Annotated in this window: 18 protein-coding genes; 15 read left to right on the top strand and 3 right to left on the bottom strand. The window is 41.0% G+C overall.

Features of this window, described 5'->3' with window-relative positions:
* Positions 1-288: 288 nt before the first annotated feature.
* From IQ259_RS03930 to IQ259_RS03910, 5 genes are all read left to right on the top strand, one after another.
* Complete coding sequence (locus IQ259_RS03930; protein ID WP_193881120.1) at positions 289-3,363, top strand: S-layer family protein; 3,075 nt, start codon at positions 289-291, stop codon at positions 3,361-3,363.
* The gene (locus IQ259_RS03925) at positions 3,353-5,155 is read left to right on the top strand and encodes a ShlB/FhaC/HecB family hemolysin secretion/activation protein (RefSeq protein ID WP_193881273.1); all 1,803 of its coding nucleotides are present in this window, start codon (positions 3,353-3,355) and stop codon (positions 5,153-5,155) included. Before IQ259_RS03930 ends, IQ259_RS03925 begins: the two co-directional genes overlap by 11 nt.
* Before the next feature lie 74 nt (positions 5,156-5,229).
* The gene (locus tag IQ259_RS03920; RefSeq protein ID WP_193881117.1) at positions 5,230-8,022 is read left to right on the top strand and encodes a CHAT domain-containing protein; all 2,793 of its coding nucleotides are present in this window, start codon (positions 5,230-5,232) and stop codon (positions 8,020-8,022) included.
* A 188-nt stretch (positions 8,023-8,210) separates the two neighbouring features.
* Positions 8,211-8,702 (top strand): orange carotenoid protein N-terminal domain-containing protein, encoded by a 492-nt coding sequence (locus IQ259_RS03915; RefSeq protein WP_193881114.1) that lies wholly within the window; start codon positions 8,211-8,213, stop codon positions 8,700-8,702.
* Positions 8,703-9,738: 1,036 nt separating this feature from the next.
* The gene (locus IQ259_RS03910; RefSeq protein WP_193881111.1) at positions 9,739-10,092 is read left to right on the top strand and encodes a hypothetical protein; all 354 of its coding nucleotides are present in this window, start codon (positions 9,739-9,741) and stop codon (positions 10,090-10,092) included.
* A 97-nt stretch (positions 10,093-10,189) separates the two neighbouring features.
* On the opposite strand, the gene IQ259_RS03905 is transcribed toward IQ259_RS03910, so the two are convergent.
* Positions 10,190-10,738 carry a pentapeptide repeat-containing protein gene (locus IQ259_RS03905; protein WP_193881108.1) on the bottom strand — a complete coding sequence of 183 codons (549 nt, stop codon included), beginning with the start codon at positions 10,736-10,738 and terminating at the stop codon, positions 10,190-10,192.
* Between the two features lie 753 nt (positions 10,739-11,491).
* On the opposite strand from IQ259_RS03905, the gene IQ259_RS27725 reads away from it, so the two are divergent.
* Complete coding sequence (locus tag IQ259_RS27725) at positions 11,492-12,040, top strand: hypothetical protein (protein WP_339383948.1); 549 nt, start codon at positions 11,492-11,494, stop codon at positions 12,038-12,040.
* A gap of 294 nt (positions 12,041-12,334) precedes the next feature.
* Here the strand turns inward: IQ259_RS27725 and IQ259_RS03895 are convergent, their stop codons facing one another.
* On the bottom strand, positions 12,335-13,951 hold the full coding sequence (locus tag IQ259_RS03895) for an adenylate/guanylate cyclase domain-containing protein (protein WP_193881105.1): 1,617 nt from the start codon (positions 13,949-13,951) through the stop codon (positions 12,335-12,337).
* 334 nt (positions 13,952-14,285) lie between these two features.
* On the opposite strand from IQ259_RS03895, the gene IQ259_RS27720 reads away from it, so the two are divergent.
* The 9 genes from IQ259_RS27720 (at position 14,286) to IQ259_RS03855 (ending at position 24,003) form a co-directional block, all read left to right on the top strand.
* Complete coding sequence (locus IQ259_RS27720) at positions 14,286-14,555, top strand: hypothetical protein (RefSeq protein ID WP_370567996.1); 270 nt, start codon at positions 14,286-14,288, stop codon at positions 14,553-14,555.
* A 168-nt stretch (positions 14,556-14,723) separates the two neighbouring features.
* Positions 14,724-15,143: a hypothetical protein gene (locus IQ259_RS03890; protein ID WP_193881102.1), complete on the top strand. Its 420-nt coding sequence runs from the start codon at positions 14,724-14,726 to the stop codon at positions 15,141-15,143.
* Positions 15,144-16,000: 857 nt separating this feature from the next.
* The gene (locus IQ259_RS03885) at positions 16,001-16,501 is read left to right on the top strand and encodes a DUF2231 domain-containing protein (RefSeq protein ID WP_193881099.1); all 501 of its coding nucleotides are present in this window, start codon (positions 16,001-16,003) and stop codon (positions 16,499-16,501) included.
* Entirely contained in the window at positions 16,498-17,103 is a 606-nt protein-coding gene (locus IQ259_RS03880) for a DUF2231 domain-containing protein (protein WP_193881096.1), read from the top strand. The genes IQ259_RS03885 and IQ259_RS03880 overlap by 4 nt, the downstream gene beginning before the upstream one ends.
* Before the next feature lie 54 nt (positions 17,104-17,157).
* Positions 17,158-18,075 (top strand): cytochrome c oxidase subunit II, encoded by a 918-nt coding sequence (locus tag IQ259_RS03875; RefSeq protein ID WP_193881093.1) that lies wholly within the window; start codon positions 17,158-17,160, stop codon positions 18,073-18,075.
* A gap of 130 nt (positions 18,076-18,205) precedes the next feature.
* Positions 18,206-19,867, top strand: a complete 1,662-nt coding sequence (ctaD, locus tag IQ259_RS03870) for a cytochrome c oxidase subunit I (protein WP_193881090.1) — start codon at positions 18,206-18,208, stop codon at positions 19,865-19,867.
* Positions 19,868-19,966: 99 nt separating this feature from the next.
* Positions 19,967-20,575 (top strand): heme-copper oxidase subunit III, encoded by a 609-nt coding sequence (locus IQ259_RS03865; protein WP_193881087.1) that lies wholly within the window; start codon positions 19,967-19,969, stop codon positions 20,573-20,575.
* Positions 20,576-20,836: 261 nt separating this feature from the next.
* Positions 20,837-22,915 (top strand): cation:proton antiporter, encoded by a 2,079-nt coding sequence (locus tag IQ259_RS03860; RefSeq protein ID WP_193881084.1) that lies wholly within the window; start codon positions 20,837-20,839, stop codon positions 22,913-22,915.
* Positions 22,916-23,451: 536 nt separating this feature from the next.
* Complete coding sequence (locus IQ259_RS03855; RefSeq protein WP_193881081.1) at positions 23,452-24,003, top strand: alpha/beta hydrolase; 552 nt, start codon at positions 23,452-23,454, stop codon at positions 24,001-24,003.
* Between the two features lie 62 nt (positions 24,004-24,065).
* On the opposite strand, the gene IQ259_RS03850 is transcribed toward IQ259_RS03855, so the two are convergent.
* Positions 24,066-26,354 carry a DUF11 domain-containing protein gene (locus IQ259_RS03850; protein WP_193881077.1) on the bottom strand — a complete coding sequence of 763 codons (2,289 nt, stop codon included), beginning with the start codon at positions 26,352-26,354 and terminating at the stop codon, positions 24,066-24,068.
* Between the last annotated feature and the right edge of the window lie 27 nt (positions 26,355-26,381).

Raw genomic sequence — 26,381 nt, 5'->3', positions numbered from 1 at the left:
TTAATTACGAATTACGTTAGCGCAGCGTTAGCGAGTCCGCGAGCGTCATTACGAATTACGAATTGGTATAAGAAGCAGGCGGTAAGATGATTGGTGTTCAAAACCCACTACATACTTAGAGAGTTGCAAGAAAATAATCAAAAAGAAATATTACTTAGGCAAATATACTGTTAAAATCAGCTAATAAATTCACTGTAGTAATTTTTGGGTGTGTATTTTTAGTGAAAGCACTTAAATCTTCCTAAAAGTAGATACTGAAATAGGTCAATTTTTGAGGTATGGGTGCATATGTGGTTAAAGCTGGCAAGTAGTTTAACTGGATTTGGGGCGATCGCTTGTGCATGTACGCCCCTGGCTTTAGCTCAACAAATCACAGGTGATACTCGCCTACCACTCGGTCAACGAACACAAGTAATCAACAACAACCCCAATTTCCAAATCGACGGCGGAGCAACACAAGGCACAAATCTATTTCATAGCTTTAATGAATTTTCTGTACCCACAGGTGGTGAAGCTTTTTTCAACAATGCTACAACAGTGCAGAACATCATTAGTAGGGTGACAGGTTCCATACCATCTGACATTCAAGGCACAATTCGCGCCAACGGCACAGCAAACCTCTTTCTCATCAATCCCCAAGGAATTGTATTTGGCCCGAATGCCAGATTGAGTATTGGCGGTTCATTTATTGCCAGCACAGCAAATAGTGTCATATTCCAAGACGGTGTGCAGTTTAGCGCCACTAATCCTGATGCTGCACCCTTATTAACTGTCAGCGTTCCCATTGGCTTGCAATTGAACCCCAATTCCGGAAGTATAGAGAATCAATCAAGAACATCTAACAGTCTAGGTCAGCTAATTGGACTACAGGTGCAACCAGAAAAAACCTTGGCACTAGTAGGTGGTGATGTAACCTTAGCCGGAGGGATTCTCAGCGCACCTAACGGAAGGATTGAACTAGGAAGTGTTGCGGGTAATAGCATGGTGAGGTTGACATCAATACCCACAGGCTACGCTCTTGGCTATAACAGTGTAGAAAGCTTTCAAGATATCAATTTAGAACAACAAGCTACGGTCACTACAATCGGCAATTTGAGTGGCAGTATCCAAGTACAGGGCGCTAACTTAACGCTGCTTGATAATTCACTGATTCAAGTAGGGATTTTTGGCAATGGCAGTGGTGAAGGCTTGACAGTCAATGCTTCAGAATCAGTGCAGTTGATTGGTGCTGGTAATCGTTTGTTTACTCTCAATGAAGGTACAGCCACATCTGGAAATTTGACGATTACCACCCCTAGATTGCTCATCCAAGATGGGTCAGAAGTTGTATCTTCGACAACAGGTTTTCGCAAAGGCGGGGATCTAAATATCAACACCTCCCAATTGCTGCAAGTAACTGGTAGCGGTAGCCGCTTGTTTACCCAAACAGAAAGCCGAGAAGTAGGTGCAAGCAATGGGGGTAATCTAACAATTAATACTGGTGAGTTACTCATCCAAAATAGGGGACAAATTTCAGTCGGTACTTTGGGATTTGGTGATGGCGGCGATTTGAATGTGATTGCTTCCCAATCTGTGGAATTGGTGGGTAGAGATAGCCGTTTATTAGCTCAAACTGAAAGCCAAGCCACCGGTGATGCTGGAAATTTAACAATTACTACTCCTGTACTGCGAGTATTGGATGGCGCACAAGTCATAGTAAGTACATTGGGTGCAGGCAACGCTGGCAATTTGACTGTGAATGCTACCGAATCAACCCAACTCATAAGTCGCTCACAAGATGGTGTAGTTGCCAGTGGTTTGTTTGCACAAACTCAAGGTTCAGGAGACGGAGGAGATTTAACAATTACTACTTCTGTACTGCGAGTATTGGATGGCGCACAAGTCTCAGCAGGTACATTGGGCGCAGGTAATGCTGGCAACTTGACTGTGAATGCAGCCGAATCAACCCAACTCATAGGTCGCTCACAAAATGGCAGATTTGCTAGTGGCTTGTTTGCTCAAGCTGAAAGCCAAGCTACAGGAAACGCAGGCAATTTAACGATTACTACCCCCATACTCCAGATTTTTGATGGCGCACAAGTCTCAGTCGGGACATTGGGCGCAGGTAATGGAGGAAATTTGACTGTGGATGCGACGACATCCGTCACATTAATTGGACGTTCTGTTAATGGTGAATTTGCCAGTGGTTTGTTTAATCAAGCCGAAAGCCAAGCTACAGGAAACGCAGGCGACTTAACAATTACTACCGCCACATTCCAGGTTTTTGATGGCGCACAAGTTTCAGCCGGTACTTTAGGTAGCGGTAACGGTGGCAGCTTAACTGTAAATGCTACCAAATTAGTGGAACTGATTGGACGCTCATCAGATAATAGATTTCCCAGTGGCTTCTTTACTCAAACTCAAAGCACAGGAGACGCAGGAGAGGTGAGGGTTACAACTCCTATATTGCGCGTCTTGGATGGAGCGGAAGTATCCGCAGCTACTTTGGGAACTGGCGAGGGGGGAAATGTAATTATCAAGGCTGCTGATCTTTTACGTGTGCAGAATGGGTCACAAATCTCAGTTAGCAGTGTTGGAGCAACAGCACCTGCGGGCAACCTAGATATTACCTCTGGTTTGGTACAACTGGATGGTGGCAGGCTTGTCGCACAGACTTTATCAGGTAACGGCGGTAATATCACATTGAACATTGCTGACTTATTACTTTTACGTCGTGGTAGTACAATTTCTACTACTGCTGGTACAAACGCATCTGGTGGTGATGGCGGTAATATCTCAATCAAAATCCCTAATGGCTTTATTGTCGCTATCCCCTCAGAAAATAGCGACATTACTGCTAACGCTTTTACAGGCAGTGGCGGCAGAATTGATATTACAGCACAAAACTTGTTTGGCCTTCAGAGCCGACCGTTTGATACACCTGAAAGTGATATCACTGCGAGTTCTGAGTTTGGCATTAATGGTGTGGTCAATATCAATACCCCTGATGTTGACCCCAGTCGCGGTGTTATAGCTTTATCGACTAATGTCATCGACCCTTCCCAAATTGTTGATCAAGGTTGTACTGCTTTTGATAGTTCTCAAGGTAGTCAATTTACCGTCACCGGACGTGGAGGGCTACCTGCCAGTCCTAATGAGCCTTTCAGTGGTGAAGTAGTTTGGTCAGATACACGGATACTAAATACTACAGCACAACGGCATCAATCCAGAACGTTTACAGCAAAATTACCAAAAGCGGTTGATGTGCCATCCAAGATTCCTGCTACTGGCTGGATATTTAACAAAGGCGAAGTCACACTGATTGCTCATGCTCCCACAACAAATAACACATCCTGGTTTACATCTACCTGCCATGCCCGCTGAATATTGTTTGAGTCTGAAATATCGTAGGCGATCGCTCAGTCTCCTGATCCTCACATCCTGGTTTCTCGGCAATTTATATCCAAGTTCTGCCATAGCGCAGACTGGGAACACTAATCCAGTCACACAGGCTCAAACCACGCCCAATCTACCATCGCCAGATATATTGCCCCGGCCGCAGCTACCCCAACCTGCTCAACCAGAGACTCCCACCCTACCACCTCCAGAAGATTTATTCCGAACTCCGCCAGAAACTACTCCTACGCCGGAAACAGTCCCCAGTGGTGTACTAGACACTATTCAAGTAGACCGCTTTGAGGTAGTCGGTAGTACTGTATTTAGCCGCGAAGAATTAGCAGCAGTTACCAAAGAATTTACTGGTAAACCCATCACCTTTGCAGAACTGCTGCGAGTAAGTGATGCCGTGACAAAGTTCTATACAGATAAAGGTTACATTTCCTCTGGGGCATTTATTCCATCTGATCAAACTTTCAAAGCTAGAGGTAGTGTTGTTAGAATTCAGGTAATTGAAGGTAGCGTTGAAAGTATCGAAGTTAGAGGACTAAAACGGCTCAATCCACACTATGTGCGTAGTCGCATCGCCGTAGCTACAGGTAAACCCCTCAACGTTAATAAATTACTCCAAGCACTGCAACTACTTCAACTTAACCCCTTAATTCAAAATATCTCAGCGGAGTTGGCTGCGGGTTCCCGCCCTGGAAGTAGTGTGATAGATATCAAGGTATCAGAAGCCAAAACATTCAATGCCCAAGTCGGTTTAAACAATAATCGAGTTCCTAGTATTGGCAGTTTTCAACGACAAATTCAACTCACCCAAGCCAACTTGTTAGGTTTAGGTGACGGACTTTCCATTTCTTATAGCAACACCGATGGCAGCAATGATGTTGATGTCAGCTACACATTACCAGTCAATGCCTACAATGGGACAGTGCAGTTTCAATATAACTATACCTCTAGTAATGTAGTTGAAGAACCCTTCGATATTTTAGATATTGAAGGTAGATCCCAAGACTTTGCTGTGACATTTCGCCAACCGCTAATCCAAACCCCAACCACAGAATTTGCCTTGGGGATTACAGCCAATCGACGCAACAGTGACATTGGTTATTTAGAAACCTTGGCTGGTGAACGCATTCCCTTTCCTTCGCCAGGATCTGTCGATGGACAAACGCGCCTGTCAGTGCTGCGGTTTTTTCAAGATTGGACACAACGCAATAGCCGAGAGGTATTTGCCGCGCGATCGCAATTTAGTTTTGGCTTAGATGCCTTTGATGCTACCAACAGCGGCGCACCACCAGATAGCAGATTTTTCTCTTGGCGCGGACAAGCACAGTGGGTACGCCTTTTAGCTCCTGATACATTACTCTTACTACGTACGGATGCTCAATTAGCAGACAGGGCATTAGTACCATTAGAACAGTTTGGTTTAGGAGGTCAACAAACCGTGCGGGGCTATCGCCAAGATTTGCTATTGACAGATAATGCTTTTTTTGCGTCTGCTGAGTTACGCTACCCCATTCTTCGCGCCCCTCAATTAGGAGGTGTATTACAACTGACACCATTTGTTGATTTTGGTACTACTTACAACAATTCCAATCGCGCCGACCCCGACCCCAGTAGCCTCGCCGCTGTCGGGTTGGGATTACTGTGGCAAAGCGATCGCATCAACGCCCGCTTTGATTGGGGTATTCCCTTAATTGATGCCAATTCTCGCAATAACACCCTGCAAGAAAATGGTCTGTATTTTTCTGTAGTTTATAATCAACCGTTTTAAAAAGTATGAAGTATGAATAATATACGAATTACGAATTAAATCACCAGCCTTTGCCAGTGGGAGCTGCTCATCCTATGTCTGCATTTATTTTTTTAGCGACACTATCTCAAATTACTAACCCAGTTGCCCTAATACCCAACTCTTACCAAGTTGCTATCCAAAATATGACTGCACCTGTAGCGGATACTCTGCGATCGGCAAATCCGCTACAACTTTTAGAACAGGGTATTCAACTTTACCAATCAGAAAAGTTTGCGGAAGCGGCAAAGCTTTTCCAACAAGCGGCTGGAGGCTTTCAAACTCAACGAGATCATCTCAATCAAGCCCTAGCATTAAATTATCTGGCATTGGCTGATCAGCAAATTGGGCAATTACCCCAAGCCGCTAAGGCGATCGCAGACAGTTTGGCATTATTACACATCATTGCTCAAAAAGATTCTCAAGAGTATTTATCCATACTTGCCCAAGCCCTCAACACTCAAGGACAAGTGCAACTGGCATCAGGACACTCCCAAGAAGCATTAACCAGTTGGGAGCGAGCAACAGCTATCTATAGCAAAATGGGTGATGATGCCGGGAAGATTGGCAGCCAACTAAATCAAACTCAGGCATTGCAAGCCTTGGGACTATATCGCCGCGCCAAAATCACCTTAATTCAGGTAAATCAATTACTACAAAAACAACCACTTTCTCCTCTCAAAGCCACAGGATTGCTGAATTTGGGTAATACTTTGCGGGTAGTGGGTGATTTAAATCAAGAAGATACCAAGGTGAAACAAATAGACCAACTTGGCTCTCAACAGGTATTAGAGCAGAGTTTGTCCATAGCAGAGCAAGTGTATCCTCAATTGGTTCCCGAAATTCATTTGAGTTTAGGGAACACGGCCCAAGCATTGAGTTTAGGCGAAAATCCTCAAGAGCAAAGCCAGAGAATTGCTGAGGCTTTAGATTATTACGCAAAAGCGGCTGTTGCCAAATCACCCTTAACTAGAGTACAGGCACAACTCAATCAGATGCGCCTGTTCATGGATCAGAAAAAATGGAACCAAGTACAAAGCTTGTGGCCGGAAATTCAGCAAGAATTGAATGTTGCACCAACCAGCCGCAAAACCATTTATGCGCGGATTAACTTTGCTCAAAGTCTGACTTGTTTTAAACAGTTGACTGAGACTTCCAAGATAGCAATCAATGCTAATTGTCCCAAAAACGAAATATTAGCAGATGATCGCTCAACTGATGTAAAAAACTTGGAAACTGCTCAATCAGCTAGAACTAATTTGGAATGGAAAGCGATCGCCCAAATTGTCGCTACCGCCGTTAACCAAGCCAAAACCCTCAAAGATACCCGTGCGGAAGCTTATGCGTTAGGGACATTAGGTAACTTGTACGAGCAAACCCAGCAGTGGTCAGAAGCACAGCAGCTAACTCAGCAAGCGCTAAAAATGGCTGAAGGTATCAATGCAGCTGATATTGCCTATCGTTGGCATTGGCAATTAGGACGAATTCTCAAGGCGGACGGTAATTTGCAACGCAACGAACCAGGTGCGATCGCCTCTTACACCAAAGCCGTGAATATCCTCAAGTTATTACGTAATGATTTAGTGGCTATCAATCGCGAGGTGCAGTTTTCTTTTCAAGAGGGAGTTGAACCTGTCTATCGAGAACTTGTGAGTTTGCTGCTGCAAAATTCACCCAATCAAGACAAACTCAAAACTGCTAGGGATGTGATTGAGTCACTCCAGTTAGCCGAGTTAGACAACTTCTTCCGCAAAGCTTGTTTAGATGCTAAACCTGTGCAGATTGACGAAATTGATCGCACAGCCGCAGTGATTTATCCCATTATCCTGCGCGATCGCTTGGAGGTGATCGTCTCCCTACCTAACAAGTCAAACAACGACCAAAAGAACTTGTTATTACGCCTCCAACCAGTTAAGATTTCTGAACAGCAAGTAGATGAGACTGTCAGAGAACTACGGGCAAAACTGGTGACACGCTCAACTCGTGAATACTTGCAGGTTTCTCAAAAAATTTATAACTTGCTGCTGAAAGATATCGAACCCCAGTTGCAAGAATACAAAGTTAAAAACTTAGTTTTTGTCTTAGATGGGTCGCTGCGGAGTGTGCCGATGGCAGCATTGTATGATGGCAAGCAATATCTAATTGAGAAAGGCTATAACATTGCACTCACGCCAGGATTACACCTTTTACCTACCCGTTCTTTGGCGAAAGAAAAACCACGCACCATTGTGGCTGGAATTACAGCAGCACTAGGAACTTTCGAGGGACTACCCAGAGTTCAAGACGAAATCGACAAAATTAAAGCAGAAGTACCAACACGGGTATTAGTAGACCGTCAATTCACCAAAACAGCCTTAGAACAAACAGTGAAATCATTTGCTGCGCCAGTGGTTCACCTAGCAACCCACGGTCAGTTTGGTTCCAAAGCCGAAGACACATTCATTTTGACGTGGAAAGATTCTGATGAGACAGACTTGACCTTAGCAAGCGATCGCGTCAACGTTAACGAGTTGAGTTCTTTATTACAAACCAGACAGACAAGCCAACGAACTGCGATCGAGCTACTAGTTTTAAGTGCTTGTCAAACCGCTAGTGGAGATAAACGCGCTGGCTTGGGGATTGCCGGATTTGCACTCCGTTCCGGAGCGCGCAGTACACTAGCAACATTATGGAATGTAGACGATGAAGCTACTGCAATTCTCATGGGCGAGTTTTATAAACAGTTTGCCAATAGTCAAGTTGGTAAATCAGAAGCCTTGAAACGCGCTCAAATCGCCCTTTTAAAAGATCCTCAATACCAGCATCCTTACTATTGGTCTCCTTACGTTTTAGTAGGTAACTGGTTATAAAATTTGACCATCTGGAACAACTCTGATTTTTTAGAAAAATCAGGGTTCTTTCCAATTTAAGTTATATCTATTGGTATATTTATCAACCAGAGAATACTTGAGCTACTTCTGTCCTCAGTGGGGTTAAACACTAAATGTGTGTTTGATAAAGTGGCCAGTGGCGATTATTAACCACCAATAAATTCGTTATGACCTACACTCAAACTAGTGATCCCACCATTCGTGAATGTGTCCAATCATGGCAAAAATTAGATGTAGATCAACAACTAGCTTTGTTCTGGTTCATCTATCAAGAAATGGGTGGCTCTGTTACTCCTGCGGCTCCTGGTGCAAGTACAGTTTCTCCAGAGATTGCTGAAGGTTTATTTAATCAAGTCAAAGGATTGAGTCAAGAACAACAACTACAAATTCAGCGCGACTTGATTAATAAAGCAGACACTCAAATTGGACGCGAATATGGTTCTTTGAGCGATACTACCAAGCTACTATTTTGGTATCGCTTATCTCAAGGTATGGACAGCAATGTAATTATTCCTGCACCTGCTGATTATCACCTTACATCACAAGCTGAAACACTGCTGAACAAAATCAAAGAATTATCTTTTGAACAGCAAATGAATCTTTTTCGTGATTATGTTTCTCCAATGGGTGCCGAACCTAAAGCTGGCGCTGAAATTTAATATCTAGTATTTTTAGCTACAATTCACCTATTGTAGTCTAGGACTAAATTTGCCACAGATGTTAGAGAATAAATTTCTGCTTCCATAACAACAAATAAACACAGAGTAAAAATTATATTTATATTTACTCTGTGTGTTGTTTTTTGGTTGCTCATTAAGGTAGCTGCACCCAGAATTCTTAACGCTCTTTGTTTTATATTTCATAATTTAAATTGATTATTTATAAATTTAATCCATCTGAAGAATAGTTGAAAAAAACTAATTTTTCAACTAAGGAATCAATATTATATAAAATTGTTCATACATGATTTGAGATTAATAAAAAACAAAGTAAAACCCTAGGACTGGGAACTCCTAGGGCTTGTAACCTGACCACCTTTACTTTATTTATAATTTAAAAAGCCATGACCTGTTACTTTGATATAGACTTAAATATGTGATTTACGTCCTAAAAATATTGACAATAACTCTTAAGGTGTTACTAATATTTTCTCGAAATGCACTAATATATTATGCTTTTTATTTATAAAGTCTTAATGCCAATAAAATTATTTAAATATTTTTTTCTGAGTTGTAATTTATTAAAAATAAAAGATAAAACTCATGTTTTTATGTCTAAAGACGTAATTTATTAGCCTTGATTAATATTAGAAAATCAGGAAAAATAAAAGCATCATGATACATGATTGTAGCCAATAACAGTGACAGAAAGCCTAACTAAAGTCCGCACCTGCGGACTTTTTATTTTGTTTTGATTAAAATAACTAGGGAGTCAGCTTTGAAATTTTTTATTTAAGGAAAACAGTTATGCAGGAATCAGCCATAAGAAAATAGTCATCATGTTTTCTGTATATATACGTAGAATAAATGGCTGATGAACAAACAATCACTCCCAAACAAAGCGTAATAGTGGCAAAATATTATTGTTTGAGAACATATTTATTTGGGAAACATAAACTCCTGATGGACATTCATGATAGATGTAAGATTTAATCGAAGTATTTTGAGCCGTCAGGACTGTTTTTTAAGGAAACCGATGAACAAAATTATACTAAGCTTACTTTCTACCCCTGTATTGATTAGTTCTGTTCTGTCTATGACAGTTATGGTGAATCAAGCACAAGCAATTGAACCAGAGGCAAAAAGCACAGAAGACCGTTTATCTTGTATCCGAAATAAGCATAAAGTTGGTTTAGTGTGTGCTAGAGCTTCTGTACTAGCGCAAATCCCCACCGAACAAGCTGAGGTAGAGTTTTCTCAAGAGGATGTGCCAATGCTAGAGTTCAGTGATCAAGAAAGTGATATGGCAGTTACCTTATTTGGTTGTGACTGTCCAGCTTGCATCAATTCCTTACGTCAGATGAGTGGTGCTAGACCTTTAGTTTATTAAAATTTTCTGAGCGATCGCCTAATTTTAGCTGTTGTAGACAAAAATTCAATTTTTAGGGACACAATTGCTGTTGTGTCCCTATTGCATCCTGTACTCATCAGTAACAACCAGCCCAAGTCACCCATTTATGAGATAAGCCTATGTGCAGCACTTTGCCAGTCATCTCATATTCAGTAACGATCGCTTTTGTGAAATCAGCGCCACTAATTTCTGCTTCATTAATGTTACTTGCAATCAAATTTGCTTTCTTGAGATTAGCACCGCTGAAGTCTGCACCACTCATTTCCGCTTCACTGAGATTAGCACTCAGCAGGTTTGCTAGTAATAAATTAGCACTTCGCAAATCTGCGCGACTCATATTGGTTTCTTCTAAGTTAGCCCTAATCAAATCTGCGCCTATTAAGTTTACTTCACTCAAATTTGCACCACTCAGTTTAGCGCCACTTATGTCTGCATCAGTTAGATTAGCTCGGCTGAGGTTACATCCACTCAAGTTAGCTTGACTTAAATCGGCTCCACTTAAGTCAGCTTCAGCAAAGTTTGCACCCATCAAATTAGCACCGCAAAGATTGACTTGATGCAGATTTGCACCAATAAATTCCCGTTCTCCTGCTGCATATAGATCCAGGAGTCTGTTAGCATCCATATTTTCACCTCACAATGTTCATATAGTTAAGTAAGTCTAGTTGTGTCTTAACACTACCCAAACCACACCAAAGACTATTTTTTAATTTGCGAGTAAGGGGACTTTTAAGAAAAACCCGTAGTTTTATTGTGCAATAATTTACGCAGTTTGGAACCTTTCCTTAATGAAAGGATATAATCTTTGCGGAACATAGATTATTGTTGCTCAGACCTCAGATGCTGCTCAACCCAACTATTTAGGGGTTGCTGAATAATAAGATGATTGAAATTGACACGGTGATGATTGTTCATGCAAATTCCAAAATCATGCCGCAATTATGCAACGCCTCAATAAAGTTACAAAATTTAAATTTAGTGGCGTGTTTAGCAAATAGGGCTATAAAATCGGACTCAAACTTGATTTTGACAAAAATTATTGCTATCAATTAGCAGGAAATTGGTGATGCAAAAAATTAATCAACACATATTTTTAAATTTGACTGCGTTGGGTTTATCTGCTACAGCAATTCCCTTTCAAGATTTGCCAAACTTGCAAAAACAAGTATTGGCGTAGTCTCAAACAAACTTCAATGTCAATGAATATTTAGAGCAAAATAAACCGGAAAGTTACAAAATTCTGAAAAAACAGTTAGACGCATCTATTGAAAATGCTAAAAAACCAAGTGCAGATAAGGCTGTAAATAATCTTTGGGCGCTATCAAATCTTAATTCAAAAATTAAAACAAGGGAAATAAACGGTAAAACAGAATTTTTGATGGTGAGTTGGAAGTATGTCAAAAATCCTAGCCAAGATTGGCCAGTAGGCAAAAAAAAGATAGATAATCAAACTTGGTTAACTGTATTTCCCCAAGTTCAAGAATTTTGCCAAAATTGCAAAGGTACTGGTATTAATATACCTGGAAATATTATGCTGGCGCTGAGGTTGCAGCAATATTTAGGTTTAATTTTAAATCGAAATTCTAATAAAACACACTTTGTAGAAATGTGGGTAAAAGCAGAAGATTTAACTAGACCATGTATTGACCCAGAAATTAATGATTCTAATTGCAAAGTTCTACCTGTACCTGTGCCTAAAAGTAGTTTTATTCTGTATGATATCTATAAAAACTCTTATGAAAATGACAAAAAAGAATATTATCCTTGGACAGGTTTAGGTTATACCTACGATTGGGGAAATCCTCAAAAGCCTCATGTTGGTGCTAGTGAGTTTCTCATCAATGCAACTTCCGAAAAACCAGTAGAAGTAGAAGTTTTTGCTGTTAAATCAACTTTAGAATATTGTAATAACCAGTATTTAAAGTAAAATTTAATATTTAATCTGTAAAAATTGAGTAACTCAGATACCCGACTTCTTAAAGAAGTCGGGTATCTTGCAATACAGTTTAGTTAACGCTAAAACTCTTGGTTAAAGCCAATTTTTTTATGGTTAAGGATAATATTGGAGTTTAGACTAATTTTATTTATAAAACCACAAAACCCTTATCCAGAAAGGCTTTGATTATTTATAGGTTGGTTTTGATTCCAAAGCTTAAAATGCTTGCTACACAAGGGTTTTAACCTTAAAAAAAGAATTTAGTCTAAACTTCAGATAATAACTCTAACTCATTTTTGTTTGATAAACCTTGACTAACCTATCAATACCTTTAAAACGATAATCTCCCATTTCCTGAAAATCTAAGGGTTGCGACAGCATTTGATAGGTGGCTTCACTAATTACACATTCACCAGGGGGACAAACTGCTTCCATACGTGCAGCTAAATTAATCGTAGCGCCTAATGCTGTGTAGTCCACCCGTTGCGAACTGCCAACATCACCGACGACAGCCTTACCACTATTAATTGCAATGCGTAATTGTAGAGGTTCTTCCCAAAAACCGTTGGCGTTCAGGCGTTGCAGACGAGTGAGCATTCCTCTGGCTGCGGCGGTGGCGCGGTCTGCGTGATCTAAAAGCGGTTCGGGAGCGCCAAAAAATGCCATAATACAATCGCCAATATATTTATCTAAAGTGCCGCCGTAGCCAAATACTTCTTGCAGCATCTCTTCAAATAAATTATTTAGTAGTTGCGCGATCGCTGTTGGTGTTAATCTCTCTGAAAGAGCCGTAAACCCTACCAAGTCTGCAAACAAAATACTAATCTCGCTTTCCGTTGTAGGTAAACGTCCATCGGGTAATCCACCCACAGAGATTAACTGCTGCACAACTGCGGGGGAATGATAACGTTCTAGGCGGTGACGTATTACTTCTTCGGTTTTTAGTTTCTCTACCAACAGCCAACGTTGCACACTCGAAGCTACCAAGTTTGCTAAAGCCGAAAAAAAGCTGAGTTCTTCTTCACCATTTTTTGCCCAATGATAAGAAGAAAGATGAGCATCAGCATAAAGAACACCAACTACTTTATTTTCATCCCATAAAGGCACAGCCATTGCACTGCGAATGCCTTTAACTAAAATACTGTGTTCGCCAGAAAATCGTTCATCTTTATGAGTATCAGCAGTTTGAATAGCAACTTTTTCCTCAAAGACTCTTTGACAGATACTCCGACTAATCCAACTACCATCAGCGGCTAAATATTTTTGTTGAGAAGCATTTCTCGTACCAGCATTGACTAACTCTAAATGACTGCACCCATTCACATCAATTAATAAAGCCAAGCGGTCAATACTGTCGAGATAACGAAAAACTACTTGTTGTACTTGAGAGAAAATTTCTTCTATGGATGCTGCTGCACACAGATTTTTGGCTATATCTACTAAGTCTTTGAGGCGGGCAATACTTTTGTTTTTATTATCAATATCATCATCGTGACTATCAGCTGCTATCCACTGCTGTTGTAATTGTTCAACGTTACGTAAAATCGTTCTTTGTTCACCATCTCCTGAAACTGCTGCATGTTGAGTCATCAACTGCATCGCTGGATTTGCCAACAACACTAATAGGCTAATATTTCCCAGCCAAACAATATCACCGTTCTGTAACTCTTTGGCAGCAGTCACAAAATTTTGATTGACTTGCGTACCATTTTTACTACCTAAATCCTCAATAGCCCATGCACCATTAGGCTTTTTTAGCAACCGTGCATGTTTGCGGGAAACTCCACCAAAGGGTAAGTACAAGTCACATTCTGGTAAACGACCAATAGTGAATTCGTCTTGATTCACTGTTACCGTTGTTTCCGTATCTCCCTGTTGTAGGCGCAGTGTAAGTTCAGTCATGAGGTATGGTTATTTATCCTGAAAGCTGAGAAAGCATCTTTCAAGTAAAGGATACCCAGGATAAATCCTTTACCTTATCTTTATGACACTGTTAATGGCATTCCGACAACTGTTTACAGTAAATTAAACTAACTTCTTGCACTTAGCCTTGGCCATTAAAAATCACATGCCAGTTGCTTTAAGTTGGCAGAGCCGCTCAACACACTGGCTCGGCTATACAAACGAAGTCCCTGACGCTCCGCTATATATGACAACCCACTACTAACTCTGGTATTTTAATAATCTCCTGGGTAGTGGTAAAAAGTACACAGAAAGCGATCACATTTCTGCATCAGTGATTTGTCATCGTCTATTTGGGAACTTCAATACGATATTTAGGTACTCCAATACGATATTCGGGTACTTCAATACGATATTTGGGAACTTCAATACGATATTCGGGTACTTCAATACGATATTTGGGAACTCCAATATGATATTCGGGAACTCCAATATGATATTCGGGTACTTCAATACGATATTCGGGTACTTCAATATGATATTCGGGTACTTCAATACGATATTTAAGAACTCAACAGCAAGGAACAGAAATTTTATACTTTAAATTATAATATTTTTAAGTAAAATTATTGAATAAATATTAGATTTTACTGTAGACAATACTTTATTTTTGCTTGTTTTTGCTCAGGACAAGAGGGATAGCAGATGGCTAGAGTAAAAATACAAGCTTGTATTAATTCCTACAGGATATTCAGTAGAAAAGGTGGTATATATGGCAAGATTGAAACGTGGTTCTACAGTATTAGATAAAGCAGCGCGACGAATTGCAGGGATGCGATCGATTAGTGAAACGCTAGAATTTAGTGATGACTTGAGTTTGACGGAGTATGAAAGGCGGATTCAAACCTTACAAACAAAACTATCAAGCTACAACACCATGCTTTCTAGTTTAGATGAAGCGATAGGGCAGATTCAATTACTAGAGCAAGATTTGAGCGGCTATTCAGAAAAGATGTTGATGAGTGTAAGGACGCGCTATGGCAAAAACAGTTTGCAATATGTGCAAGCGGGTGGAAAGCCGCGCCAACGAAATAAGCGTGCATTAACGGCTGCACCGACTACAACGATGATGGCGCTAAATGTAGAGAACTCAACAATGAATGGCAAGAGTACAAAGACGACAGTGAATTAGAGAGTAATACGGTTCTGGGATTGAAGAAATCAGACAGCAAGCGTCTTGGAAAAAGTTAGATCGGATTTCTGGCGTTGCTGAATTTAGGGATGAAATAATGAACCGCAAAGTACGCATTCGCGCAGCGTCTCGTAGAGAAGAAGAGGTTTTGAGAGAGAAATATAAGAAAATCATCCCGCATTTATGCAACACCGGATTTCTATATCTAAAAATAAAAGTAGAGATATTACATGTAACGTCTCTACTTTGCATCTGTTTATTTTGAGAATAGTTGTCAATGCAAATTAAAATCAAAAACTGACTAAACAATTTGAATTCTTTGCTCATTTTAACATAGCATTGATTTGCATTCTGTTAATATTTAAATTATCTTTATATCTTTTTTGTAAGCTTAATTACAAATACATATTTTATAATTGTTCAACATTGCATATACAGATATTTTTTTATATGTAATACATCAAAACAAAAGCAAGATAAGCTACATCATTATCATATTTTTTCTGTTAGCAGAACTAATCTTCAAAATTCATATTAATTTTTTTGACAAGTACTAAAAAAATCCTTAAGCTAATAGATAGATGACTAACAATCAATCCAATAATTGCGATTTTGTGAGGTAAATTCAAAATCGTTGTTATAAAGTATCAGCATGAACAAATGAATTGAACTCAATCATTGACGATAAATAGTAACTTCAATCAATTTAGCTAAAAAATAGCTAATACCTGATTCACTAGATTTTGCTACGCAATTTGAACATAATCTTGTCAGGTATAAATGCTTGTAGTAATGGTGATGCTTGTTTGTTAATCAAACTTTGGCTGAGGTGCAGTAAACATGCCTAGGAGAAAACTATGTTTGATTTTTTTACATCATTGAACGACCATAATCTACCTTATCCAGATACGATGCACCCTATCGTTGTTCATTTCGTAATTGCAATGGTATTGTTTGCATTTTTCTGCGATTTAGTAGGTTATTTTACTGGCAAATCGCGTCTATTTGAGGTGAGTTGGTGGAATTTGTTTATTGCTACAATCGCCATTTTTGTAGCAATTATTTTTGGACAATTTGAAGCAGGTTTAGCTCAACCTTATGACGTAGCTAAATCAGTATTAAATATCCATACACTTATTGGTTGGTCGCTTTCTGGCATCATTGCTGCAATTACAGCGTGGCGTTATGTAATTCGTTCTCACAACCCCCACAAATTACCAATTCATTATCTAGCAGCCGGATTTATTTTAGTTGCATTAGTTGGCGTGCAAGTATATTTCGGAGATCAATTAGTTTGGGTATATGGATTGCACACAGTACCAGTTGTTGAAGCAGTAAAGCAAGGGATGTTGCCATGAACTCAGAACTAATTAATCAATTAAACGTAGAACTGGGTGCTAACGGACTACCTTACACTCTGCCTATTCACCCCAATTTAGTACATCTCACCATCGGTTTATTTATCATCGGCATTACCTTTGATATTGTTGGTGTTTTGTTTCCCATTCAAAAATGGGTGTTTAAATTTTTGGCGATTAGTGTTGAACGTGCCAACTTTTTTGATGTGGGTTGGTACAACATGTTTGCTTCAACCGTCATCACCTTTTTCACAGTAGCAGCAGGTTTTTACGAAATGCTGTTAGCAACCCCACCCACAGGAGTCAAAAGTGCATGGGGGTTGCAAGCAATGGAAACCATGCTTTGGCATGGCATTGGCGGTGTCGTCTTACTAGGTCTATTTGTTGGCATGACCATGTGGAGAGGATGGCAGCGCTTTGCTTGGAGCCAAGATTCGGAAATAGAAGTGCATTGGAGCTATTTATTAGCAGGAGTAACAATCATGTTTTTAATGTTCCTCCACGGCACATTAGGAGCGCAATTAGCTGCGGAATTTGGTGTTCATAACACAGCAGATAGATTGCTGCAATTAGGCGAAGACCTAAACACAATGCTCAAGTAATTAGTTTTAATCCTTTGTTCCTTGTCATTTATTAATGACCAATGACCAACAACCATGAAACTCCCAAAGATTTTAAATGTATTGACCTTGATTACTGGTGCGATCGCTGTTAGTATTGCCAGTATTTGGATAGGTAAACAAGCCTATTCTTGGCTACCTCCTCAAGCAGCAGCCGAATCTCATCTCATTGATGACTTGATTAGCTTTTTGGTGACATTAGGTGCGTTTATCTTCCTAGGTGTCACCAGCACCTTAATGTACTCCATAATTTTCCATCGCGCCGAAGAAGACGACCTCAGCGACGGCCCCCACATCGAAGGTAATGTGGCTTTAGAAGTTGTCTGGACAGCCATCCCCATTATGTTAGTGTTGTGGATTGCTGGCTATAGCTCCCAAGTTTACGAACAAATGGGAATTCAAGGGCCAAGCCAGCTAGTGCATCTGCATAATCCAATAGGTATGGAATCAGCTTATGCAGCGCCACAAGATGCAGCCATCAGCGAACCTGTAGAAAAGATTGATGTTATCGCCAAACAATGGGCGTGGGTATTCCATTATCCTGAGAAAGATATTACCAGTACTGAATTGCATTTACCAAGCGATCGGCGCATCCGTTTAGCACTGCAATCAGAAGACGTACTGCACGGTTTCTACATTCCAGCATTCCGCCTCAAACAAGACATCATTCCCAACCACACCATCGACTTTGAATTCACCCCCATCCGCCAGGGACAATATCGCCTCACCGACTCCCAATATAGCGGCACATACTTTGCCACCATGCAAGCCAACGTAGTAGTTGAATCTCCCGAAGAATACCACAAATGGTTAGCAAAAATAGCCACACACAAACCCTCACCCGCCAATAACCAAGCAGCATCTGAATACGCCCAAACAGCCAGCGAACCCGTCAAAAATGGCTGGAAAACAGTAGTACCAGCCGCCCCACCCCTAGTCAACTACTCCAGTTGAGAAATTGCTCTTTTTCTCACCTCACACCAATTCGTCAAAAGTAGACAACTTGAACTTCTGAATTACGAATTACGAATTACGAATTACGAATTACGAATTGGTATTACACCCCCCTTTCTCCAAAAAACCAATGACTAACATCCCCATTGATAGTCTCAGCCTCCCAGTTCACCCCGAATCTCCCGGAGGCTGGAAAAAATACTTCAGCTTCAGCACCGACCACAAAGTAATTGGTATCCAATACCTTGTAACCTCCTTCTTCTTCTTCCTTATCGGCGGTATCTTTGCAATGATACTGCGAGGAGAACTCATCACCCCCGAAGCCGACTTAGTTGACCGCACCGTATATAACGGCATGTTCACCATGCACGGCACTGTCATGCTGTTCTTGTGGACATTTCCTTCACTAGTCGGTTTTGCTAACTATCTCGTACCCTTAATGATTGGGGCGCGAGACATGGCCTTTCCCCGCCTCAACGCCGTCGCCTTTTGGATGGTTCCCGTAGTCGGGATTTTGTTGATGGGCAGTTTCTTTGTCCCCGGAGGCCCCGCCCAAGCAGGTTGGTGGGCATATCCTCCAGTCAGTCTTCAAAATCCCACAGGTAACTTGATTAACGGTCAAGTTCTGTGGTTGTTAGCAGTGGCAATTTCTGGTGTCTCCTCAATTATGGGGGGAGTCAACTTTGTTACCACCATCGTCAAAATGCGCGCTCCTGGCATGGGCTTCTTTCGGATGCCTTTGTTTGTCTGGGCAGTATTCAGCGCTCAAATCATTCAATTATTTGGATTACCTGCATTGACAGCTGGTGCAGTCATGTTGCTACTTGACCTCACCGTTGGTACTGGCTTTTTTAACCCCAGTAACGGCGGAAACCCAGTCATGTTTCAGCATTACTTCTGGTTTTATTCCCACCCTGCTGTTTATGTAATTATTTTGCCAGTTTTCGGCATCTTTTCCGAAATCTTCCCTGTCTATTCTCGCAAACCTTTATTTGGCTATAAAGTAGTTGCGATTTCATCCATGTTAATCGCGGTAGTCAGTGCCATTGTTTGGGTACACCACATGTATGTCAGCGGTACTCCTGGTTGGATGCGGTTGATTTTCATGTTGACAACAATGTTTGTGTCTGTACCGACGGGTATTAAAGTGTTTGCTTGGGTAGCGACAATATGGGGCGGTAAGTTACGGTTGAATACACCCATGTTATTTGCCTTGGGTGGATTAATCATGTTTGTTTTTGCTGGCATCACAGGTATTATGCTTTCTTCTGTACCTGTGGATGTTCACGTTAACAATACCTACTTTGTAGTTGGTCACTTCCACTACGTTCTCTTTGGTACAGTGACGATGGGCTTGTATGCTGCCATTTACCACTGGTTCCCCAAAATGACTGGGCGGATGTACTACGAAGGTTGGGGTAAGCTGCATTTTTGGTTGTCATTTATCGGTACTAACCTCAATTTCTTGCCCATGCACCCACTGGGTTTACAAGGGATGTTGCGCCGAGTTTCTTCCTATGCACCAGAGTATGAATTTTGGAATGTTATTGCCAGTCTTGGTGCATTTTTGTTAGGTATGTCTACCTTACCTTTCATCTTCAACATGGTAATTTCTTGGATGCAAGGTGAAAAAGCACCTGATAATCCTTGGCGGGCAATTGGTTTAGAGTGGTTGGTTTCGTCGCCACCACCTGTAGAGAATTTTGAGGAAATTCCCACTGTTATTTCTGAACCTTACGGTTACGGCAAATCAGAACCGTTAGTAGCAGAAACTCACAGTCAGCATCAATGACTACATCTTCGTCCGTCTGCGTTAAAAACCGCAGACGGACGCTGAGGTAAGCGCGGAGTTACGCAAAGTATTTTTTGAGTTAGATTACACAATTTACCAATGGATAGCTATATTGTTTCTGATGATTTGCAAAATCTTCCTCATCACGGCGAGCATGGACATGATGAAGAAGGCAATAAAATGTTTGGCTTTATTGTCTTCTTACTGTCGGAAAGCGTTATTTTCTTGAGCTTTTTTGCTGGCTATATTGTCTACAAGCTCACGACTCCTAATTGGCTACCGCCTGGTGTTGAAGGATTAGAAGTTAAAGACCCTAGCATTAATACTGTTGTGCTGGTTGCCAGTAGCTTTGTGATTTATTTGGCAGAACGCGCTCTGCAACGACACAATTTGTGGGGATTTCGGCTGTTTCTCCTGGCAACAATGGCTATGGGGAGCTATTTCTTAGTAGGACAGGCGATTGAATGGAGTAATTTGACTTTTAGTTTCACCTCTGGAACTTTTGGCGGGATGTTCTATCTGTTGACTGGTTTTCACGGTTTACACGTTTTTACAGGCATCCTGTTGCAGTTTATTATTTTTGTCCGCTCTTTCATTCGTGGCAATTACGACTCAGGACACTTTGGAGTTAATGCTACTTCATTGTTTTGGCACTTCGTCGATGTTATCTGGATTGTTTTGTTTATCTTGCTCTATGTTTGGCAGTAAATATTAGACTTAGTGCAGAAATTAGGTCGAAGTTGCAGGGGGAGAGTCAAAGAAGTTACCTTTTCCCCTGTTTTTCGCATTTATATGTCATAAAAATGATTTTATGCCCAGTTATGAAATTATGTCACTCTATCTCTGTATAGATGTAAAAAATTTTATTCTCAAGATAAAACTGTGAAGGCTTATAATGTTAAAAATTTAATTTTTTCAGCTGCACAAATTTAGCATATACAATCTTCCCTAGAAATACTTTATTTACCAATGGCACTCCAATCTTTAGCAGAAAGCCCAATTATTGCGTTTACCATTCTCCTGACAGTAATTTTTACCGTACCGCCAATATTTGAGAAATTGCGGTTGCCTGGATTAGTGGGTTTGCTAGTAGCAGGTGTTATTTTGGGAGAAAATGGATTAAAGTTACTAAACTCGGAATCAGACACAATCAATCTGCTGTCGGATATTGGTAAAATTTATTTGATGTTTGTAGCAGGTTTGGAAATTGATTTAGAGCAATTCCGGAGAACTAAAAATCGCTCAATTGGATTTGGAACTCTGACTTTTATAGTTCCGTTGATAGCTGGGATTCTTGTCGGGCATTTGTTTAATTTTGGTTGGAATGCTTCTTTTCTAATAGGTTCTTTATTAGCCTCTCATACTCTTTTGGCTTATCCAATTGTTAGTCGTTTGGGAGTAGTCACAAATGAAGCTGTGACAGTAACAATTGGAGCTACAATTTTTACTGATACAGGTGCTTTGTTAGTATTAGCAATTTGTGTAGGCATTCACGGCGGGGAATTTACAGCCCTGAGTTTAGCTACGCTATTGGGCGGATTAGCAATTTATTCCCTTGTTGTTTTGTTTGGCTTTGATTGGGCAGGTAAGGAATTTTTTCGGCGTTCTGGAGATGAACAAAGCAATCAGTTTTTGTTTATTTTATTAGCATTATTTTTGGCTTCTGTGGGAGCGCAAGTTATTGGAGTTGAGAAAATTGTTGGTGCATTTTTAGCAGGTTTAGCAGTTAATGATGTTTTAGGACGCAGCCCAGTTAAAGAAAAAGTTGAGTTTATTGGCAGTGTTTTATTTATCCCATGTTTCTTTGTAGACATGGGATTGTTAATTGATATTCCAGCATTTCTGAAAACTCTCAGTTCTGTTTGGCTGACTGTAGTAATTGTAGTGGCTTTGATTGGCAGCAAATTTATTGCAGCATTTTTAGCCAAATTATTTTACCGCTACAACACAGCAGAAATGCTAACAATGTGGTCTTTGTCTTTACCTCAAGTAGCCGCTACACTGGCTGCTGCATTGGTGGCTTATCAAACTGTTAACCCGGCTGGTGAAAGGTTGATTAGTGAAGGTGTTTTAAACAGCGTGATTGTTCTCATGCTGGTGACTGCAATTTTAGGCCCAGTGATTACGTCCAGGTTTGCTAGTGCTTTACAAGTTAGCGAAGCTGATTTTGAAACAGATAGTCTCTCAACTTGGTGGGAAAGTTATGAGGATGAGATAGTAGAGCAAAAACAGCCATTCACCGTAATAGTACCAATTTATAATCCTCAAACCCAACGTTATTTGATAGAAATGGCGGCACTGTTAGCGCGTCATGAATCGGGGATGATTGTGCCATTAGCGATTACAAAAGCTTTGATTCAGATGGATGATCCGCAATTAGTCACGGCGCTTGATCAAAGTCAGAAAAGATTGAAATTGGCTAGAGAAATTAGTCAAGAATTTGATGTAGAAGTTTCGCCGGCAATTCGGATTGATGATGATGCAGCTTTGGGAATTAGCCGTGCTAGTCGGGAACGCAATGCTAATTTAGTGGTGATGGGTTGGCCTCAGACTACGGGCTTCCGCGCTCGTTTGTTTGGTAGTGTTATCGATAGTGTGTTTTGGTCTTCACACTGTCCAGTAGCTGTTACACGTCTTTTAATTAGTCCGACAACTATCCAACGAATTCTTGTGCCTGTTGGTGACTTGACACGACAAACTATAGGTGCTGTCAGGTTTGCTCAAATTTTAGCGGATGTTAATCAGGCAGAAGTAGTACTATTGCATGTGAGCGATCGCAAAACTCCCCCAGCTTTAGTTGAAAAATTTGCTTCTCAATTGTCTGATGTCGCATCTAAAAGTCAGTTACAGGTGAAGGCAAATATCCAGACAGTTAGAGGTGATGATATTGCTAGAATTATCATTCAGGAAGCTGCGGGTTTTGATTTAGCTGTGTTGCGTTCTGTTCGTTATCGTACAGCAGGTGGTCTGGCTGTTAGTCAAGTAACGACCCAAATATTGAAAGAATTGAAATGCTCGATTGTGTTGCTAGGAGAGCCTCATTCGTAAGCTGTTGAATACCTAATTTGACGTGAATTCGATGAACCTCTCCCCAACCCCTCTCCGACGCGGAGAGGGGCAGAAATATTACTAGTTTCCAACGGAAAAATCAGAGTTTTAAAGCCTCTAACGCCACTTGCTACAACGCGGGAAACCCGCGCAACGCAGTGGCTCCTCCTTGCAGGGGAGAGGTACCCTGCGGGTTCGCGGTAGCGTCTCGTAAGAGAAGCAAGCTATGGAGAGGGGTTTTTGATCTCCGTCGAACTCACGTTAATTTGCACGTCGAGATTGCAGCAGGGAAGAAATTCTTTTCCCCTCTACTTCCCTTCCCCATTTTCTCTTCTTACTCAACTTAGACCAAAGTAGGGTGGGCATGATTATGCTCACCCTACTACTTTCTGGATTTTAATTTCTATCAATGGTGATAGCTCAGGACATCACACAAACCAAATCTATTTAGATAACCTAGTAAATATGTTGTCGTCATCATAACGCTTGGGCATTTTATGCCTGTGTACGCTCCACACACTAGGAAGTTTGATAAGATGCAGCTTTTTCAACGTTTGAATCAATTAACCAGGTGGAAATTTACCAAATTACTGAATCAGACAGTAGCTTTGGGAGTAAGTGCTAGTGTTTTGCTTTTCAATGCTAGTGCTAACGCTGCCGAGCAGGTGATTTTAAAGTATGGTAGCTTTCAAGGGCCTGTTTCTGTTGCAGAATTGAATGAGTTTGTCAAAACAGGTAAAACTACCCCGACACTGGAAGCTTATTTGCAAGAATCTAAGCAAGACCCTGATGTAGCTCGTAAAGCACTAATCGCAGGTATAAAAGCTGAACCTGCTTATCTAGATAGGCTGTTGTCTGGCTGGACGGGGCCAATTATAATTTCTCAAGTTGGTGAGGTAGTTTATCCGCCAACGGGAAGACTCGATGCACGAGCGCTGCGAACAGCTGTGAATAAATCTATTCAGGAAGATGGTGAAATTACGTTGCTAGGAGCAATTCGTCACTATCCAGAGGATACTGTTGCACTAGAAGGCGATCGCTTGATTTCGGTTTATGAAAGACTAAGTAGTTTGGCGAACATCCTCTAAATGCTGAGTGCTTTGCAAATAATCCCACAATAACATGTGCAGATATGGCGATCGCTCCTTCACTACTTAACCTTGGCACGGAAGCGAACAAAACCATAAGAATTAGCTGGTGTTCCTCGTCCAGTCGCCCCAGATAAATTGGGCAACACACTATCTTTTGTGATATTTACAACTACAGATCCATTGCTATTACTACCGCAATTTGTAGGCGTGGCTGGATCATTAGCTGGGTAGAAACTGCCGCGATCGCCATCTGCTGCATTACTGAAATAGACAGTCGGTGTAGTAGAACCAACAGCCAGCGCAATACCTTGATCTGCACCTGCGGAACCACCATCATTAGGAGATAGACCATTAAAAGCCGTTGGCATAAACGTGGTATTGGGTGGAACCAAATCACAAAATCTGACATTAGTGGCACTACTGCCACCATTAGAGAGAAAATAAATCGTGTATTCCAATTCATCTCCTGGTTTCACAGCACCAGCATTTATTTGTCCTCGCAAGTAACCAGTAGGCCATTTAGAATCATCATCATCAAGGTCACGCGGCGATGGGACATAATTAGGATCTCCGATTGGCACATCACTACGGCCATCTACAATATCAGTTAAATCTTGGTTGTTAATCCGAGTAATGCGTTTGACTAACAACAGTCTTGTATTAGCAACGATATTTAATGGGGTTTGCTCAATATTGCTAGGAAAATAAGTCCATAAATCTAATCCTTTAGTATCCCCAAAAGAACCAGTACATCTTACTCCGGCATTACCACTATTACCGGACACACCAAATTTGCGATCATTACTTGTACTGTTAAACCCAGAAATCGGGTTACTGAAGGCTGGGTTTGGTGGATTAGTACCGCAAAGTACTTGACCTGGAGTACCAACATTTGTACCACCAATGGTAGTGTATCCGCGATCGTCATAAAACGCTGTTGTATTTCCCAAAGGATTACTCGCATTTAGCAGTGTAATGGTAGGCCCACCAAAAAAATTATTCTCCGCATCCAGCAAGGGAAAATGGTATTCACCTGCATGAACTTTAACTCGGACTGGATAGTTAGTACCGACAGGGAAATTATTACGACTGTTATCTTTTCCGTTCCAAGTTACTGACTGTCCACCTGCTGTATTCATCACGCCTCTTAGCACACGGTTTTGGCTGTTAGTGGGGTCAAAATTTACGCCATCCCGACTGATAACAATTTCGTAGTTACCTGTTATGTTGCTGTTAAAAGTAAAAGTACCACCTGTACCTAAAGAAGTGGTACTTCCGCCAACTGTGCCTGTAAAGTTTAAATTACTGACGGTGGGAGGACTTGGAATCAGAGGAATACCAGTGCCATCAAACGTACCATTGGCTCTGTAGCGATCGATATAGGAAAATGCGTCAGTGTTTGGGGGATTGAAAAATGTCGCAAATTGAGGACGAGATAAGCTAGTACTACCATCTCTGGTTGTCAGCACACTCTCTTGTGCAAGAATGTTGTGATAGAGCGGCGTTATCCCATCACTATCATAAAATCCTACTTGATTACCATAAATAAGAAATCCATCTGGATCTGTACCCCTTAAATCAACTCTATAACGATAGCCATCTGTGGTGACTGGATAGATAGGAAAGTAGAGAGGTCGGCCGTTAGCGCCGGTAAATAAGGCAAGATAGTAACTGAATAATCTGCCGTTTAGGTCTGTTGTGGAGTTTTGGTCACTGCTGCGTATAGTTACATCCCAAGCTGCAACAGTACTTCCCTGATTAGCGTTAAAGTTATTGGCATTGCTCAAGCTAATCTGACCCGTAGGAGCATTATTTGATGTGTTATCTCCAACAGGCCCATAAAAAACAATATCATAAATGCCAGTGGACGGAGCCTGATAATAGCAGGGGATATATCCAGTAGTGTTACCTGAACCAGAAATAGATTGAGGGCCTGCTAATTCCTGGGTGCGAGAGGAGATAACACCGCGTCCTGTTTGAGTAGAACATTGAAAATCCGGTGTTGCTGGAATAGTTTCACTACCAACACTACCTGTGACTCTACCTGGTTGAAAAACTCGAATATCGCCGTTATTGACTCTGACCGCACTAGAGCCTAGGAGAATGTATTCATCTTTTTCGGCATACACTTTCAGTATGGTTCGCCGAAGAATCAAGCCACCCCATAAGTCAGTGCGCCACTCTAGGTTAGCTCGATTACCAGTAGCACCGCTAGGATACAAACTTCTACTACCTTCAGCAAAACTTGGCTGTATTCCTTGTCCCAAGACGCACAAACAAAAAGCAAGGCTAGTAATTAACTGTCGTGGGTTGCTGTTGGGTAATATATTTTTTATCTTACTGTTCATAGGTTTTTTATATAATTTGGCACGATA

Source organism: Fortiea sp. LEGE XX443, from assembly GCF_015206815.1.
GTDB lineage: Bacteria > Cyanobacteriota > Cyanobacteriia > Cyanobacteriales > Nostocaceae > Nostoc_B.
Note: the sequence above shows the minus strand (reverse complement) of the source record. Positions and strands in the feature narration are given on the sequence as shown.